The sequence below is a fragment of the Bradyrhizobium sp. Leo78 genome (assembly GCF_059512425.1).
In genome coordinates, this window is the sequence record NZ_JCAMOT010000030.1 from 88933 (window position 1) to 105628 (window position 16696).

Annotated in this window: 15 protein-coding genes and 1 tRNA gene; 12 read left to right on the forward strand and 4 right to left on the reverse strand. The window is 60.9% G+C overall.

The window, feature by feature from the left end:
• Nucleotides 1-111: 111 nt before the first annotated feature.
• A tRNA-Arg gene (locus AC5ZG1_RS30485) sits at nt 112-188 on the forward strand.
• Nucleotides 189-356: 168 nt separating this feature from the next.
• On the opposite strand, the gene AC5ZG1_RS30490 is transcribed toward AC5ZG1_RS30485, so the two are convergent.
• A complete protein-coding gene (locus tag AC5ZG1_RS30490; RefSeq protein WP_496135015.1) occupies nt 357-1286 on the reverse strand; it encodes a LysR family transcriptional regulator in 930 nt (309 codons plus the stop codon).
• Nucleotides 1287-1472: 186 nt separating this feature from the next.
• On the opposite strand from AC5ZG1_RS30490, the gene AC5ZG1_RS30495 reads away from it, so the two are divergent.
• The 7 genes from AC5ZG1_RS30495 (at nt 1473) to AC5ZG1_RS30525 (ending at nt 8064) form a co-directional block, all read left to right on the forward strand.
• Entirely contained in the window at nt 1473-2459 is a 987-nt protein-coding gene (locus tag AC5ZG1_RS30495) for an ABC transporter substrate-binding protein (protein ID WP_130225967.1), read from the forward strand.
• Between the two features lie 5 nt (nt 2460-2464).
• Nucleotides 2465-3334 (forward strand): ABC transporter permease, encoded by an 870-nt coding sequence (locus AC5ZG1_RS30500; protein WP_496135016.1) that lies wholly within the window; start codon nt 2465-2467, stop codon nt 3332-3334.
• Nucleotides 3331-4092 carry an ABC transporter ATP-binding protein gene (locus tag AC5ZG1_RS30505; RefSeq protein ID WP_496135017.1) on the forward strand — a complete coding sequence of 254 codons (762 nt, stop codon included), beginning with the start codon at nt 3331-3333 and terminating at the stop codon, nt 4090-4092. Before AC5ZG1_RS30500 ends, AC5ZG1_RS30505 begins: the two co-directional genes overlap by 4 nt.
• A 17-nt stretch (nt 4093-4109) precedes the next feature.
• Entirely contained in the window at nt 4110-4904 is a 795-nt protein-coding gene (locus AC5ZG1_RS30510; RefSeq protein ID WP_496135018.1) for an enoyl-CoA hydratase/isomerase family protein, read from the forward strand.
• 206 nt (nt 4905-5110) lie between these two features.
• Complete coding sequence (locus AC5ZG1_RS30515) at nt 5111-6079, forward strand: thiolase family protein (RefSeq protein WP_496135019.1); 969 nt, start codon at nt 5111-5113, stop codon at nt 6077-6079.
• A gap of 2 nt (nt 6080-6081) precedes the next feature.
• Nucleotides 6082-6498: a Zn-ribbon domain-containing OB-fold protein gene (locus tag AC5ZG1_RS30520; RefSeq protein WP_496135020.1), complete on the forward strand. Its 417-nt coding sequence runs from the start codon at nt 6082-6084 to the stop codon at nt 6496-6498.
• Nucleotides 6499-6507: 9 nt separating this feature from the next.
• Entirely contained in the window at nt 6508-8064 is a 1557-nt protein-coding gene (locus AC5ZG1_RS30525; protein WP_496135021.1) for a class I adenylate-forming enzyme family protein, read from the forward strand.
• A 152-nt stretch (nt 8065-8216) separates the two neighbouring features.
• Here the strand turns inward: AC5ZG1_RS30525 and AC5ZG1_RS30530 are convergent, their stop codons facing one another.
• Genes AC5ZG1_RS30530 through AC5ZG1_RS30540 form a run of 3 tightly spaced genes read right to left on the reverse strand, consistent with a single transcriptional unit; the run spans nt 8217 to nt 10941 of the window.
• A complete protein-coding gene (locus tag AC5ZG1_RS30530; RefSeq protein WP_496135022.1) occupies nt 8217-8540 on the reverse strand; it encodes a 2Fe-2S iron-sulfur cluster-binding protein in 324 nt (107 codons plus the stop codon).
• Between the two features lie 11 nt (nt 8541-8551).
• Nucleotides 8552-9766, reverse strand: a complete 1215-nt coding sequence (locus AC5ZG1_RS30535) for a cytochrome P450 (RefSeq protein ID WP_456641406.1) — start codon at nt 9764-9766, stop codon at nt 8552-8554.
• A gap of 26 nt (nt 9767-9792) precedes the next feature.
• Nucleotides 9793-10941 (reverse strand): ABC transporter substrate-binding protein, encoded by a 1149-nt coding sequence (locus tag AC5ZG1_RS30540; RefSeq protein WP_456641405.1) that lies wholly within the window; start codon nt 10939-10941, stop codon nt 9793-9795.
• Nucleotides 10942-11158: 217 nt separating this feature from the next.
• Between AC5ZG1_RS30540 and AC5ZG1_RS30545 the strand changes: the two genes are divergently transcribed.
• From AC5ZG1_RS30545 to AC5ZG1_RS30560, 4 genes are all read left to right on the forward strand, one after another.
• Complete coding sequence (locus tag AC5ZG1_RS30545) at nt 11159-11950, forward strand: helix-turn-helix transcriptional regulator (RefSeq protein WP_456641404.1); 792 nt, start codon at nt 11159-11161, stop codon at nt 11948-11950.
• A gap of 156 nt (nt 11951-12106) precedes the next feature.
• Nucleotides 12107-13273, forward strand: coding sequence for a cytochrome P450 (locus AC5ZG1_RS30550; protein ID WP_456641403.1), 1167 nt, complete (start codon nt 12107-12109; stop codon nt 13271-13273).
• 250 nt (nt 13274-13523) lie between these two features.
• Nucleotides 13524-13751 carry a formate dehydrogenase gene (locus tag AC5ZG1_RS30555; protein WP_456671159.1) on the forward strand — a complete coding sequence of 76 codons (228 nt, stop codon included), beginning with the start codon at nt 13524-13526 and terminating at the stop codon, nt 13749-13751.
• Between the two features lie 12 nt (nt 13752-13763).
• Nucleotides 13764-16696 (forward strand): formate dehydrogenase subunit alpha (locus AC5ZG1_RS30560; protein WP_496135023.1); only part of this gene is annotated, 2933 nt, incomplete at its 3' end.

The following is a 16696-nucleotide window of genomic DNA, read 5'->3' on the forward strand; positions in this document are numbered from 1 at the left end:
CGGAACCCTGTCTCACGCGGATCATCCGCGAGCGGCGCCGACCGCTGCGGAGTCTGGCGATCGGCCTTTCAGTCTGCTATGAGGTGCCGAAACTCCGAGAGAGGGGTTCGCGGTCCCGTAGCTCAGCCGGATAGAGCGGCGGTTTCCTAAACCGTAGGTCGGAAGTTCGAGTCTTCCCGGGATCGCCATTCTTGCCGATGCAGGAAATCCGATAAAGACTGCGGCTTCCTCGTACGCGCGTCGTTCCGAGGCCATTGACCGGCACTCATCGAGATCAAGCATGTGTACCAGAATTGCGGAGTGATCGCGCGGTGATCGGATCCGTGTCCACTCCTGGCATTACCGTCGTCGCCGACTTAGAGCGTGCCGGTTCTGGACGAAACGGAATCACCCTCGATCTTGAGCTTGGTTTCCATGAAATCCAGGAAAGCCCGTAATCGTCTGGATTCCTTTCGCTTCCCCAGGAAGGTCGCGCTAACTTGCAGCGACGGGCTCTCCCAATCGGTAAGAACTCGCACGAGTCTCTTCGCTCTTATGTCGTTCTGACACATGACGTTCGGCAGAATACCCAGTCCCACGCCGCCGATTACGAGTTCTCGCGCAACGCCGATATGATTTACCGATATGCGTCCCACGACGTCGATCACCTTGACGCCGAGGCTGCTCCGGAAAGTCCAGACCCCTTCGGCGCGTTGATGCTCGGTTACGACGCAGTCGAAATGTTCGAAGTCGTCGACACTCGATGGTACGCCCCTACGTTCGAGGAATGCCGGGCTGGCATATACGCCTCGAGTTATGCTCGCGAGATGGCGCACGCCCCCGTGGGCTTCCGGCAACGTCCCCAATTGCACGGCGACGTCGTAAGATTCGACCGAAACATCAACCCAGCGGCTGTTCGTATCGATAGCCAGATGTATGTCGGGATAGTTTACGGCGAATGCGGCAATCGCGCTGCTTAGCCATCCCGTTCCAAAGTCTACAGGCATGCTGACGCGCAGCATTCCACGCAATTCCGTTTGCATCCGGGCAGTACCCAGTCCTGCCTCGTCGATCTCGGCGGCGATCCGTTCGCAGTGCTCGTACAGGGCTTGTCCGATGTCGGTCAGGGAAAGTTTGCGGCCGCCTTTCTTGAAGAGCACGGCGCTCAGTTGGTCCTCCAGGAACATCAGCTTGCGGCTGATGGTGGATTTGGGGATGTCCAACTTCTTCGACGCGCCGCTAATGCTCCTTGCATTGACGACCTCAAAAAACAGAAGCAGCGCGTTCAGATCCAATTTTCTTGCCACGCCGACCTCCGGGCTCGCTCTACTTGTCCCATTTATGGAACGAAGGGGAGGCGAAAATGCGCTATCGTTCCGACTTTGGCAAGTTTAGGCTTCTTTCAACAGCGGAATTGCGGACTTTTCTCCTCACGCCCCTCGGCGTTGAGGCCGGAAAAGAATGAACGCGAGCGCGGTACGGGGGAGGAACGAATGATCCAGTTGACCAGGCGGAAGCTGCTCGCGTTGTCGGTGGCCTCGGTTTCCGCACCGGCGATTATCCGCAATGCGCTCGCCGCCTCGGACATCAATGTCCGCTGGGCATCGCTGCAACCCGGATTTACGGTGCTGCCCGTCCAATACATTCTCGCCAATCATCTCGGGCGCAAGAACGGAATCATTCTCCCCGATCCGTCGCCGTATACGGCCGTTTCGACCTACTACAACGACTTCACTGCGGGAAATTACGACATCTGCATCGGAAGCTGGGACACCTTCGCTGCCCGTTATCAGGCGGGCGTCCCTCTCAAGTACGTCTGTTCGATCACCGATGCGAACATGATCGCAATGCTCGCGCCGAAGGGCGGCGTCGAGGACGTCTCCAAACTGAAGGGCAGGACGATCGCGGCGTTACAGTCGACAGGCACCTACCGAATCGTGAGAGCATTGATCAAGGTGGCGTTCGGCTTCGATATGGAAAAGGACGCGACGATTCAGAACGTCGACAATCCGGCCGCGTCCGTATCGTTACTTATGGCCGATCGTGCCGATGCCGCCATATCATGGGAGCCCAACATCACGACCGGCCTGATAAGGAAGCCCGACTTGCGCGTGCTCCTGAAGGCCGGCGATGTGTACAAGAAAATATCCGGGGGCATTGAACTACCTTACTTCGGGGTCGCGATCCGGAAAGAACTGGCTGACGCCAATCCCGGGATAGCTGCGAAGATCAGCAAGATGTTCGAGGACTGCCTCGCGGGAATCAACGCCGACACGACGAAGGCGGCCGATCTCTTCGGCAGCAAAACCGGAATTCAGATCGATGTCCTGAAGGAGGCGATGAGTTCTCGCCGACTGGAGTTCGGCTATCGCCCCATGAGCGACGAGCTTTCCAGGTCGGCCGTCATGATCGCAAGCGATTTTCTCGCCAGCAACGGCCTGTTGAGCAAGCCGATCGACGAAAACTTCTTCGCCGTTTGACGCACATGCCGGAAAAGCAGATGTCTATCTCAGCCGCCGCCGGGCAATCGCGAATTCAATCTGGAGATGCAGCCAAGATCGCCAAGCCGCTTGCCGGTTTTGCCGGGGCTTGGCCCAACGCCGAAAGTCGACGGGATATCGTCGCAACCGTCGTCGTGGTCGTCCTGCTTCTTGCGGCAATGGAAGTAACCAGCCGTTTCGTTCCGGACTACATAATGCCTTCGCCGGTCGCCGTCTGGAATGCCGCGCGCGAACTGTTCTTCACCGACCCATACCATGTGGCGGTAACACTCGTCCGCCTCGCTATTTCGGTTACGATCGCAATGACGGTAGGCGTTCTCATCGGACTTGCGATGGGAATGTTCACTCATTTGCGGGCCTATCTCAAAGCTGTTGTCGTCATCGATACCGGCATTCCCGCGCTTTCCTGGATGTTGATCGCCGTGTTCTGGTTCAAGAACCCAGAGGCACGAATATTCTTCATCCTGCTGGTTATCTTGCTGCCATTCTATGCACTCAACGTCTACGAAGGGGTGCGAGCGCTACCCAAGGAGCTCGTCGATATGATCGAGAGCTTTCGGCCCTCGCGGTGGCAGGTGCTCCGCTATCTCATTCTGCCGCACATCGTTGCTTACGTTTTCCTGACGACCAAATCCGTTATCGGATACGCGATACGAATGGTGATATTCGCGGAGCTCGTAGCATCGGCGATCGGCATAGGCGCGCGGATGAATCTTGCTCAATCGACGTTTCGGATCGACCAGGTCCTTGCGTGGACCTTCTTCCTCGTAATCCTCAATGTGGCGCTGCAGGCATTAGTGAATGGCTTGGAAAAGCTCTTCCTGAAGTGGCGCGCGGAGGCGACCGTAAGATGACCGAAGAAAACATCATCGAACTGCGCGAAGTGTCAAAGACTTTCGGAAGCTACCTCGCCGTCGACAACCTGTCTCTGAACGTCAGGCGAGGAGAAATCGTCGTTCTTCTTGGGCAGACAGGCGCAGGAAAGAGCACGGTGTTGAATCTCATCATGGGAACGACCTGTCCGAACAAAGGACAGATCAGAGTGGCGGGGTTCGATCCCTACGCATCCTTCAAGGCGCTGAAAGGGCGTCTTTCCGTCAGCTTTCAAACCGACCGTCTCTTGCCCTGGCGCACGGCTCTGGAAAACGTCGAACTAGGATTGCTTATCCTGGGAAGACCCAAGAATGAAGCCAGAAGAAGCGCGCGGGAATGGCTGGGACGAGTGCGTCTGGATGGGGCGGACAACAAGTATGTTCACGAGCTTTCCGGCGGCATGCGCCAGCGCGTATCTCTTGCCAGAGCGCTCGCGATAGATCCTGAGATCATATTCCTGGACGAGTCCTTCAGTCAGCTCGATCACGTTACCTCGAAAACCCTTCGCGGCGACTTCCTGCAAATTGCAAGGGAATTTCGGAAGACCTGTCTACTCATCACGCACAGGATCGATGATGCACTCGAGATGGCCGATCGCGCGCTCGTGCTCAGCCCACCCGCCAGAGTGGCTCTAGAGGTGCGCATAGACGATGAGGCCAGGTCGAGCCCACGCGCGATAGTCGATCTGCACGCTCAGATAGCGTCCGCGATGGGCGCGGAACGACCAACCGACCATTGAATCATCGGAGACCAAGAATGAGCTACCAGGACGTCATCCTGAACCGGGAAAAGGGCTGGGTCGAAATCACGATCAACCGACCGGAAAAGCTGAACTCACTTCGCGAGCAGACCGCTGAGGAAATCCTCGGAATTCTCAATGAAGTCGAGCACCAGAGGGACGTGAGGGCAGTTATCCTTCTCGGCAGTGACAAGGCCTTCTGCACCGGCATCGACACCAGCGAATTCCAGATCACGGAGAACGGCTATTTCGACTTCTACCGTTTTCGGAAGCGAGCGCGGAAGGTGAACCGGCTGTTCAAGGATATCGGCGGCTTCACCAAGCCTCTGATCACCGCAATCGAGGGATTCGCTTTGGGAGGAGGTCTCGAGCTGGCCCTGGTCGGAGACATCATCGTCGCGGGCGCAAGCGCGAAATTCGGCCTACCGGAGATCAAGCTCGGGATGATGCCAGGCGGCGGCGGCACCCAAACCCTACCCCGACTGATCGGAAAGCCTCTCGCGAAGGAGTTGATGTGGACCGGTCGACGGATCTCCGCGGCAGAGGCCGAGCGCTATCGGATCGTCAGCCATATAACCGATCAGGGCAAGGCGCTCGACAAGGCCAGGGAGATCGCCAAGAGCATCAGCGAGAACGCGCCTATTCCGGTCATGATGACGAAGGCCGTTATTGACCGCGGTGTGGACATGTCGCTTGCCGACGGCTTCGACGCCGAGGGCGACGCATCCTTTCTTCTGTATTTCACAAAGGATCGCGACGAAGGCCTGAAGGCCTTCCGGGAGAAGCGGTCCCCCGAATTCCGCGGAGAGTGACCATGTCAGGAAAGAAGCGTGATATCGTAATCGCCGGCTATTCCGAGACCGCAATCGACTTCAAGAGCGGTCGAAGCGCATTCGATCTAGGAGGTGAGGCGCTGGCAAAATTGCTTGCGGCTACCGGCATTCCGAAGGACGCGATCGACGGCCTCTCAGTGACAGCTCCGCTAAGCGAATGTCCGAATCCGTTCTTCGCCGTCTACATGACCGAAGCCCTCGGCATCACGCCGACGTGGCTCAACTACGGAGGGACCGGAGGGTGTTCCGCTACCGGCGGCGTGGCTCGTGCCGCATCGGCCATTCGCGATGGGTACTGCGAGGTGGCCGTCGTCCTGTCGGCGGACGCGCCGAGCACCGCCTGGCGGGCGAACTACGGAGCTTATCGTTCCGAATTTCAGGACCCGCCCGGCGTTCAAGGTCCTCCTGCGACGTTCGGGCTTCTCATGAGCCGATACAACCACCAGTTTGGGATCAAGCCCGAGGCACTGGGAAAGATCGCCATCACGCAACGCGAGCACGCGCTGCATAACGACAACGCGTACACGAAGTTCAAGACACCGATCACGATGGCCGACTACGAGAAGTCGCGCGTCATCGCGGATCCGCTTCGCCTCCTCGATTGCGTCATGTTCTGCGATGGCGCGAACGCCTTCCTCGTGACGACCGAGAAGAAGGCGCGGGAGCTCGGAATCACGAAGATGGTCTATCCGACAGCATATGCCGAGGTGACGAACTTCAACGGAAGCGATCCGCTCGCGGATATAACAGAGACAGGGTTCTCGAAGATCGCGCCGATCGTGTACGGACAATCGGGGCTCGCTCCGAAAGACATCCGGATGTTCCAGCCCTACGACGATTTCACGATCGCGGTCATGATGAAGTTCGAGGATTTCGGCTTCTGCAAACGAGGGCAGGGCAGCGAGTTCACCCTCGACACCGATCTTTCCCACAAGGGGACCCTGCCTCTTAACACCGGCGGAGGCCAAATCTCCGCGGGGCAGCCGGGATTGGCCAGCGGCGGCCTCAACCTGGCCGAAGCGGTACGTCAAATGTTCGGCGAGGGCGAGGGTCGGCAAGTACCGGATCCGAAGAACGCACTCGTGACGGGTATCGGCGTAATTCCCTACGCGCGCAACTGGGGTACCAGCGCCGCGATGATTCTGGAGGCATGAAGATGGCTGACGAAAAGACCGGACGTCCCGTCCCGAAACCGTCGATCTACGTTGATACCAAGCCCTTCTGGGAGGGGGCGAAGGCCGGCAAGCTGATGCTGCAGTATTGCAAGGACACCAGGCGGTTTCAGCACTATCCGCGCCCGGTGAGCATTTTCACGGGCAGCCGGAATCTCGAATGGCGCGAAGTGTCGGGCAAGGGTACGATCTACGCGTGCACCGTCATTCGCGTGCCCGGTCCCGGTCTGGAGGGGCGCCTTCCTCTTTCCGTCGCGACGGTTGAGCTCGACGAAGGCGTACGGATCCTCGGCAACATCCTGAACAGGGATCCCAATACAGTCGCCATCGGTCAACGCGTCGAGGTCGCTTGGGATCGGATTTCCGACGACGTTCGCTACCCGGCCTTCGACGTCGTTTAAGGAGCGGACATGCGCCTGGAAACCATCCTCCGTGCGCAGGCGGTGCGTCATGCGAGCAAGGTCGCATTGGTCTGCGGATCGGAAAAGCTCAGCTACAGCGAGCTCGATCGGAGAATCCGCAGCGTCGCAAACGGGCTCAGGGAGAACGGTATCGGTCCGGGCGACCGTATCGTCGTATTTCTATCCAACGGTGTGGAGGTCGTCGAGCTCTTCTTCGCCGCATTCTCGCTGGGCGCAATCGTTGTCCCCGTAACGACCCGTCTCACTCCGAACGAGCTTCTGCACATATGCTCTGACAGCAGCCCCGTCGCCATCGTGTTCGAAGACGACGGCGCTGCCATAAATGAAGTTTTGCAGGCGAATCCGGACGCCGTCTGGATAACGACGGGAACGAATTGCACAGGCGCCGTCGAGTATGCCGAATTGCGGAAGTCGGAACCGACACCGGTGCCATCTCTCCCGATCGGCTGCGATGATGCCATTATCATGTACACATCTGGTACGACGGGCAAACCAAAGGGTGCGATCATCACGCACTCGAACGTCGTCGTTCAGCATTGTTTCGTCAATGCGATCGAATGGAGAATATCGAGCGACGACGTCTATCTGGTTACAACTCCGCTGGCCCATCGAACCGGTTTCGCCCGGCTTGCCAATTCGCTGACGCTTGGCGGCACCCTCGTGGTGATGAAGAAGTTCGATTCTCGCGAGGCGGTGGACACGATTGCCAGGGAGAAAGTTAGCGTGGTCGGTATGGTCCCGACCGTATGCAGGATGCTGCTTCCGGAGATAAAGCACGATCCCGGTCGCTGCGCGTCCCTCAGGCGCATTGTCGTCACGGGCGAGGCATTCCCTGTCGAGCTGAAACGCCAGTTCCTCGCGTTGCTCCCGCAGGTTCGTCTCGTGTCGTTCTTCGCGATGACGGAGGTCGGTGGTGTGACCTCCCTGTCCCATGAGGAGCAATTCGACCATGCCGCTTCGATCGGTCGCCCCACGCCTGGCGTCGAGGTCCGCATCGTCGACGACGCCGGCATCGAGGTCAAGACCGGCGAGCCCGGCGAGCTTCTCGTCCGCGTAGGCGAACCTGGGAGATATTCCGTGATGCGGGGCTACTACAACCGCCCCGAAGATACGGCGAAAACCATCAAGGACGGCTGGATCCACACCGGCGACGTCGCGAAGGCGGATGAGGACGGCTACCTCTACATCGTCGACCGCAAGAAGGACATGGTGTTGAGCGGAGGGTTCAACATCTATACCAAAGAGGTCGAGCAGGCTCTGCTCCAGAATCCGGACGTGTCGGATGCGGCTGTCGTCGGGGTACCCGATGCCATCTTCGGCGAAGCCGTCGCGGCATTCATCGAACGATGCGAGGGGACGGGTCCGACTCCGTCGTCGATTGTCGAACACGTTCGCAATCTGGTCGCCGGATACAAAAAGCCCAAATACGTCTTCATCGTCGATGCGCTACCGCGGAATTCGCTCGGCAAGGTCCTCAAGCGAGACTTGAGGGCTCAAGCGGTCGAACTGGTCGGCAACGCCGGGGGGCTGGAACAGAGCGCCTAGTTCCGATTGCATCCAGCAAGGATGAGACCGATGCGACACGATGTTGTCGGAGATCTCGGCGCTCGCTGCGGTCAGGTTTCCGAGTAACACAAGGGTCCAGCCCAGCCGCTTCATCGTCCTCTCCTCCAAGTTTTCGCGCAGCCGATCGTTGCTCAGACCTGCCGTTCCGGCAGGCGCAGCACGAGCCCGTCGAGGTCGGGCGTGATCCTGATCTGGCAGGACAGGCGGCTGCTCGGTAGGCGGTCGCAGGCCGTGCCGTCGAGCAGGGCGTCTTCCTCGTCGCCAATCGGCGGGAGGCGCGCCAGCCAGCCATCGTCGACATAGACATGGCAGGTGGCGCACATGGCGTTGCCGCCGCATTCGGCCAGGATGCCATCCAGCCCGTGACGGGTCGCGGCCTGCATGGCGCTCTCGCCGTCGCTGGTCTCGACTCGATCGCTTCGGCCATCGGGATGAATGAAGGTGATCGCAGTCATCGCACCTCTCGTCAGGCCGGAGTGATCGTAACCGGCAGGCTGTCGAGCCCGCGCAGCGTGTTGTTGAAGCGCCGCTTCGGCTCCCCCGTGATCTCGATTTTGGCGACGCGGCGCGCCAACGCCGACAGCATCACCTCGCCTTCGAGCCGCGCAACGAGCTGGCCTACGCACATATGGATGCCCGAGCCGAAGCCGACATGGCCGCTGGTGCGTCGGTTGATGTCGTAGCTGTCGGGCTTGTCCCAACGCCGCGGATCGCGGTTGGCCGCGCCGAGGAACATCAGGACTTTCTCGCCGTCGCCGACCGGCGCGCCACCGAGTTCGACCTCCCTCGTCGTGGTGCGGAAGAAGGTCTGGACCGGGCTTTCGAAACGCACCGCCTCCTCGAAGGCATTGCGCGCCAGCGCCGGATTGTCGCGCAAGAGCTGCCATTGATCCGGAAAGCGCGCCAGGCAATAGATGGCTGCACCGAGGCCGTTGACGGTCGTATCGAGACCGGCCGACAGCAGCGAGCGTACCAGGAGCGGCGCCTCGGTGGCGGTGATCTCGCCTTCATCGACGCGCGCGTGGATACAGGCGCCAAAGCCGCCGGGTGCGAGGTTCTCGCGCTGGCATTGCTCGGCAATATAGGCCTGGTGCGGCGCCGAACGCTCGATCGCCTCCTGCCGCAACTGGTTCGGCGGACCGAACGCGTTGAACACCAGGCTGGCATAGGGGAGCAGATGCTCGCGGCCCTCGGCCCTCAGTCCGAGCGCATCCGGGAACACCGAGAGCGGATAGGCTTCCGCAAGATCCTCGATCGCATCGAAGCTGCGCTTGTTCAATAGCGCGTCGACCCTTGCTTCGGCCGCCTTAGCGAAGCCGTCGCGCACTTGCTTCATGACGCTCGGCGACAGCACGCCGCTGAGCACGGCGCGCGTGCGGGTATGGGCGGGCGGATCGGCCTCGAGGATCAGGCTCGGCGGCCGCCAGGGCTTCTCCTTCTTGAAATCGCTCAAGCCAACGCCGCGGCTGGAGCAGAAGGTGAGGGGATCGTTCAGCATCGCATGGACTTCGGCGTAGCGTGCCACGCCGTAGACATTCCATTTGTCGAGATACACCACCGGCCCTGCTTCCCGCAGCACCTCATGGGTCGGGAAAGGATCGGCGAAGAACGCGATCGCGAAGGGATCAACGTCCAGATGCGGAACGGCGCTGGTCCTGGAAGAGGAGCCGAGTGCACTCATTCAAGTCGTCCCTCGTCTTGCCTGCCCTATCGCATCAGCCGGAATTTTCCACCTTCCACCTTGATGAGAAAGGCGGAACGTTCATCGTAGCCGTTGTGGTCGGTCGGACTCATGGTGGAGAGGCCGTTGTTCAAATAGACGTCCTTGCCGCGTTCGAGTTCATCCCGCAGTGCAGCCCGGAATTCTGGCGTACCCGGCTTGGCGGTCTTCAACGCGCTTGCCGCCGCCCTTTTGAACAGCGCGACGGCATCCCACAAATGCGCGGCGAAGATGTTCGGCTTCTGGCCATTCGCCTTTTCGTACGCAGTGACGAGCTCCTCTCGCACCAGCCGGAACGGATCGTTCGCCGGGAGATCCTCAGCGATGGTGAACGCTTCGCCGGTGAACACGGCGCCTTCGACATTGGCGCCGCCGAGCTTGATGAACTCTTCCGTCGCGACGCCGTGGGTCTGGAAAATCTTGCCGGCATAGCCGCGTTCGCGAAGGGCCTGCTGGGGCAATACGGCTGGCGTGCCAGCGGATGCGACGAACACTGCCTCCGGATCGGTCGCCATCACCTTCAAGGCCTGACCGGTCACGCTGGTATCGGCGCGTGCGTAAACCTCATGCGTCGTCACCGTCAGGCCAAGCGTCGGCGCGAGCCGGCTGACTTCCTTGTAATAGCCCTCGCCATATCCATCCGAAACGCCGATATAGCCGAGCGTCTTGATCCCCGACTTCGCGATATGTTTGAGAATGGCGGCTGCCATTAGGTCATCGTTCGGCACGACCTTGAACGCCCATTTCCGGCGGTCGTCCATCGGCTGGACGATGGCGGTCGCGGCCGCCAGCGAGATGATCGGGGTCTTCGATTCCATGGCGATGTCGAGCATCGGCATCGTCACTGGCGTCAGCGACGATCCGATCAGGATGTCGACGCCGTCCTGAATCACCAGGCGGCGCGCGTTCTGGACGCCCTTGGTGGGATCTGACTCATCGTCGAGCGGGATGTAGACGATCTTTTCGCCGCCGATCTCCTTCGGTAGCGCCGCCACCGTTCGCATCTGCGGTTGCCCGAGCGCCGAGCCCGGTCCGGACGCGGAGACGACGATCCCCACCTTGATGTCCGCCTTTGCGTCCACGGCGCAGAGAACCGCGGTCACGAAGATCCAAAGCCCGGCAAGGCCCAGCCTCATTGTAGTCCCTCCCGCAAGAATTCTTTTTTCAAGGTGCGCAGATACGCCGAGGACGTCAGGCACGTCAGCGCTTTGCAATTATCGCTTGTCTCGCAGCGCGCGTCTGTCCCCTTTATTGGTGACACATGCCGGCTCAAAAGGGGGCGGGATGCCGCATGAGACCGCTTCAAACTTGCGGATGTTGCTGATAGGCTTGAAGAAAAATTCGGAGGAAGCGATGGGGTCAGCGGCGGTGGAACCGGGAGATTCGTCAGGCGTCCTTGCGCCGATGGTGCTTGCCATCGGTCGCCCGTCGTTCTCGCAGGTCCTGATGGACACGGTTCGGGCCGTGGGTGGCGTCGGCCATTGCATGGTGTTTGCCTTCGAGGCGGAGCGGACGGCGCGTTGTGCGCTGGGAATCGGGCACATCGCCATCGGGTCGGACCTCGGCGCCGCGTATTCCGAGCATTTTCATCTAGCCGATCCGAACCGGGAGACGATCCTGCACCAACGGGCGGCGCCTCGCCCGGTCGTCCTGCCGAGCTTCTCCCGCCGCATGTACAGCGATGGCTATCGAAAGATATTTTTTGAGGATGCGGAGATCGTCGACAAGATCGCTGCGGCGATCTGGGTCGACAGTGCCTGCTTTTATGTGAATTTCTACCGGACCACTGAGCAAGGCCGGTTTACGCGGAGCGAAGCCGCACGTCTCTGCAACATGGCGCCAGCCATCACCGCGATCGTGGCGCGTCACTGCCAGGAGGAGGTTGCAGCAGAAGCTCCGACAAAACTGCAGACGCTGTTTTCGACCCGCGAGCCGTTCCTCAAGCTGACCGGCCGGGAAAAGGACGTCTGCCTGCGGATCCTATCAGGCTATGGGTCCGAGGCGATCGCGGCGGATCTCGGGATCAGCCTGCACTCGACCTTCACCTATCGCAAGCGAGCTTACGAGAAGCTTGGCATCTCCTCGCAAAACGAACTGTTCGCCATCGCACTGCGCCTGATGGCGCTTCCCCGCTCTGCGCATTAGGGCGCGACGTCACTCGATTGAACCGGTCTGGCCGCAAGTGCACCTCTCCCTAGGGGAGAGGTGCAGAGAGGCAGCGCCACTTCCTGTCCCTGTCCAACGGGACAGACGTCCTTTCTGCTCCTCGGTACCCTTGAGGAATACAGGGAGGGCCAAACCGTGAGCACTGCGCCTCGTATCGATATCGACGTCGCGGCATTCTGGAGCGATCCCTATCCGACGCTTGCCAAGTTGCGCCGCGATGCTCCCATCGCGTTCGTGCCGCAGCTCGGCAGCACGCTGCTCTGCAGTCGCGACGACATCTTCGTCTCGGAGAAGCAGATCGACGTCTTCTCATCGCACCAGCCCGCAGGCCTGATGAATACGCTGATGGGCCACAACATGATGCGCAAGGACGGCGAGGCGCACCTGTCGGAGCGGAAGGCGATCTTTCCTGCAGTATCTCCGAAGACCGTCAAATCTCACTGGACGGCGCAATTCCAGGCCCATGCCGACCGCATCATCGGCGAACTCGAGCCTGCGGGCGCATGCGATTTCGTGCGCGATTTCGCGCTGCCGTTCTCGGCGGAGTGTTTGAAATCGATCACCGGGCTGACCAACATGCGCTTTCAGGACATGAACGCGTGGTCGCAAGGGATGATCGACGGCATCGCCAACTACATTGGAGATCTCGCCGTCGAGGCGCGCTGTCATGCCGCGACGTCGGGCATTGATGCGGCCATCAACGACATGCTGCCGGTGCTCAGCAAGAAGCCCGATCAAAGCCTGCTGGGCGTGATGCTCGCATCCGGCATGCCGATGGAGAGCGTGCGCGCCAACATCAAGCTTTCGATCAGCGGCGGTCAAAACGAACCGCGGGATGCGATCGCAGGCACCGCGTGGGCGCTGCTGACGCACCCCGATCAACTGAGATCGGTCATGGAAGGCAAGATTCCCTGGATGCAGGCATTCGAGGAATATGCCCGCTGGATTTCGCCGATCGGCATGTCGCCGCGCCGCATCGCCAAGCCGTGGAAAATCCGTGACGTTGCCTTTGAGCCCGAGGAGCGGGTGTTCCTGATGTTCGGCTCGGCAAACCGCGACGAAAAGCATTTCGAACGCGCTGATGAGTTCGACCTTGAGCGCGATACCAGCAAGAGCATCGCGTTCGGCGCCGGGCCGCATTTCTGCGCCGGCGCCTGGGCCTCGCGCGCCATGGTTGCCGATGTTGCGCTCCCGGCCGTCTTCGCCAGGCTGAAGAACCTGCGCATTGTTGAGAGCGAACCTGTGCGGATCGGTGGCTGGGCGTTTCGCGGACTGCTTAATTTGCCTGTCGCGTGGGGTTAGGCGGCCCAGAAAATTCGCGTTCGCCGCTTATCCTCACAGAACAGCACGTCCAGGTTTTTCCGAGCGGCTGCGGCCGGCTGTCGCGGCACGTGGGTGCCATGCGATCGTGCGAATTTGAAAAGTCGCTCCTAGTAAACCGCACCGGAAATCTCGATAACGGTTGCTGCAGTGCGGGGTGACCGACAATTGAAGTCCGGCATCGCGCGGAGTACGCTAACGAGTAGCGAACCTGGTTTAGGAGCGCGCCGCGATGAAGGAAAATCCTGAGAAGGAAAATCCTAAGCGAAAAATGCCTCGGCGTGATTTGCTTCGTCTGACCATCGCCGGCAGCAGCGTGGCCGCCGTCGGCGCATTGCTGCCGCGGCAGGTGCCCGCCCAATCGGTCAATCTGAAGGACAAGCGCAGAGCGCGCTATCAGCCAAATTCCGCCGAGGTTCGAGACTTCTACCGCGTCAACAGCTATCCCGGCGCTCGATAGAGGGAGGCGTTCGTGCTGATCAGGAAGGCGGATCGTCGCCAGGGAAGTGCAAAGCCTGTCCTCGCCGGAGACAGGCCAGGCAGCGGATTGGATCGCCGTACTTTTCTGAAGCGTTCGGGCATCGCTGCCGGCACGCTGGCGGCGCTCGGCGAATTCACGCTGAATGGCGTGCGCAAGGTGGAGGCCGGCCCGCCGGCTCCTCCCGGTGCACCCGTCGCGACCCGCAAGAATGTCTGCACCCACTGTTCGGTCGGCTGCTCTGTCATCGCCAAGGTCGCCAATGGCGTGTGGATCGGCCAGGAGCCGGACTATGACAGCCCGATCAATCGCGGCTCGCATTGCTGCAAGGGCGCCGCGGTCCGCGACGACGTCCTGAGCGAGCGCCGCCTGCGCTATCCCGTCAAGCTCGTCAACGGCCGGTGGACGCGGATCTCCTGGGAGACCGCGATCAGCGAGATCGGCGACAAGCTGATGGAGATCCGCCAGAAGGCGGGTCCCGATTCGGTCTATTGGCTCGGCTCGGCCAAGTTCACCAACGAGGCCGCCTATCTTAACCGCAAGTTTGCGGCGTTCTGGGGTACCAACAATTCCGACCATCAGGCCCGCATCTGCCATTCGACGACGGTCACCGGCGTAGCCAATACCTGGGGCTACGGCGCGATGACCAACAGCTACAACGACATCCGTAACTCCCGGACCATCCTGCTGATGGGCGGAAATCCGGCGGAGGCGCATCCGGTCTCGCTGCAGCACATCCTCGAGGGCAAGGAGCTCAACCGCGCCAACATGATCGTGGTCGATCCAAGGATGACGCGGACCGCGGCGCATGCGACCGAATATGTCCGGGTGCGGCCGGGTACCCACATCGCCACCATCTATGGCATGCTGTGGCACATTTTCGAGAATGGCTGGGAGGACAAGGAATTCATCAGCCAGCGCGTCTACGGCGTGGATGATATCCGCAAGGCGGCGGCGAAGTGGAATCCGAAGGAAGTCGAGCGCGTCACCGGCCTGCCGGAGGCGCAGGTCAAGCATATTGCCGAAGTGTTCGCCAAGCAGAAGCCGGCGACGCTGATCTGGGCGATGGGCCAGACCCAGTTCGCCACCGGAACCGCCAATGTCCGCGCCAGTTGCCTGTTGCTGCTCGCCACTGGCAATGTCGGCATGGCCGGCGGCGGCGCCAACATCTTCCGCGGCCACACCAACGTGCAGGGCGCGACCGATCTCGGGCTCGATGTCACGACCCTGCCGCTCTATTACGGTCTCGCCGAGGAGGCCTGGCGGCACTGGTGCCGGGTGTGGGAAGTCGAGTACGAGTGGATGAAGTCGCGCTTCCCGAGCAAGCAGTTGATGGAAACGCCGGGCATTCCAAGCACGCGCTGGTTCGACGCGACCTTGCTGCCGAAGGACCAGATCAACCAGCCTAATCCGGTGCAGGCCATGTTCGTCATGGGGCATGGCGTCAATACTATCACCCGGATGCCGGAAGCGGTGCGCGGCATCGAGAAGCTCGAACTCCTGGTGGTCTGCGATCCCTATCCGACGGCGTGGTCGGTGGTCTCCGAGCGCAAGAACGGCACCTATCTGCTGCCGGCCTGTACCAGCTTCGAGATGGACGGCTCGCGCACCGCCTCCAACCGCTCGCTGCAATGGGGCGAGAAGATTGTCGAGCCGGTCTTCGAATCCAAGAACGACTACGACGTGATGTATATGCTCGCCAAGAAGCTCGGCTTTGCCGACCCGATGTTCAAGAACATCAAGGTCGAGAACGGCTCGGTGTCGGCGGAGGACATCCTGCGCGAGATCAACCGCGGCGGCTGGTCGACCGGCTATTGCGGGCAGTCGCCGGAGCGGCTGAAGGCGCATATGAGGAACCAGCATAAGTTCGACCTGGTCACGCTGCGGGCACCGAAGGATGATCCGGAAGTCGGCGGCGACTATTACGGTCTGCCATGGCCGTGCTGGGGCACGCCGGAGTTCAAGCATCCCGGCACGCCGATCCTCTACAACACCAATCTTTCGGTGAAGGACGGCGGCGGCACCTTCCGCGCCCGGTTCGGCGTCGAGCGCGTCGTCAAGCGCAAGGTGATGGAGAACGGGCAGGAGGTCGAGCGGGAGGTTCATGAGAATCTTCTCGCCGAGGGCTCCTATTCGGTCGGCTCCGCAATCAGGGACGGTTATCCCGAGTTCACGCTGGGCGTGCTGAAAAAGCTCGGCTGGGACAACGAGCTGACGCCGCAGGAGATGGAGATCATCCAGCGCGTCAATTCGGCCGACCCTGACAAGGTGTCCTGGTCGCTGGATCTGTCCGGCGGCATCCAGCGGGTCGCGATCGAGCACGGCTGCTCGCCTTACGGCAACGGCAAGGCGCGCATGATCGCCTGGAATCTGCCCGATCCGATTCCGGTCTATCGCGAGCCGATCTATACGCCGCGTCCGGACCTCGTCGCTGACTATCCGACCTTGCCAGACGCCAAGCAGTTCCGCATGCCGAATATCGGCTTCTCGGTGCAGAAGGCGGCCGTCGATCGCGGCATCTCAAAACAGTTCCCGCTGATCCTGAGCTCGGGCCGGCTGGTGGAATATGAAGGCGGCGGCGAGGAGACGCGCTCCAACAAGTGGCTCGCCGAGCTGAAGCAGTTCATGTACGTCGAGATCAACCCGGCCGACGCCGCCGAGCGCGGCATCAAGGACGGCGGCTGGGTGTGGGTGACGGGCGCCGAGAACAGTTCGCGGACCCACGTCAAGGCGATGGTCACCGAGCGAGTCGGCAAGGGCGTCGCCTGGATGCCGTTCCATTTCGCCGGCTTTTTCGAGGGCGAGGACCTCCGCGCCAGATATCCGAAGGGCGCCGATCCGATCGTGCTTGGCGAAAGCGTGAATACTCTGACGACCTATGGCTACGACCCAGCAACCGGCATGCAGGAGCCGAAGGCGACGCTTTG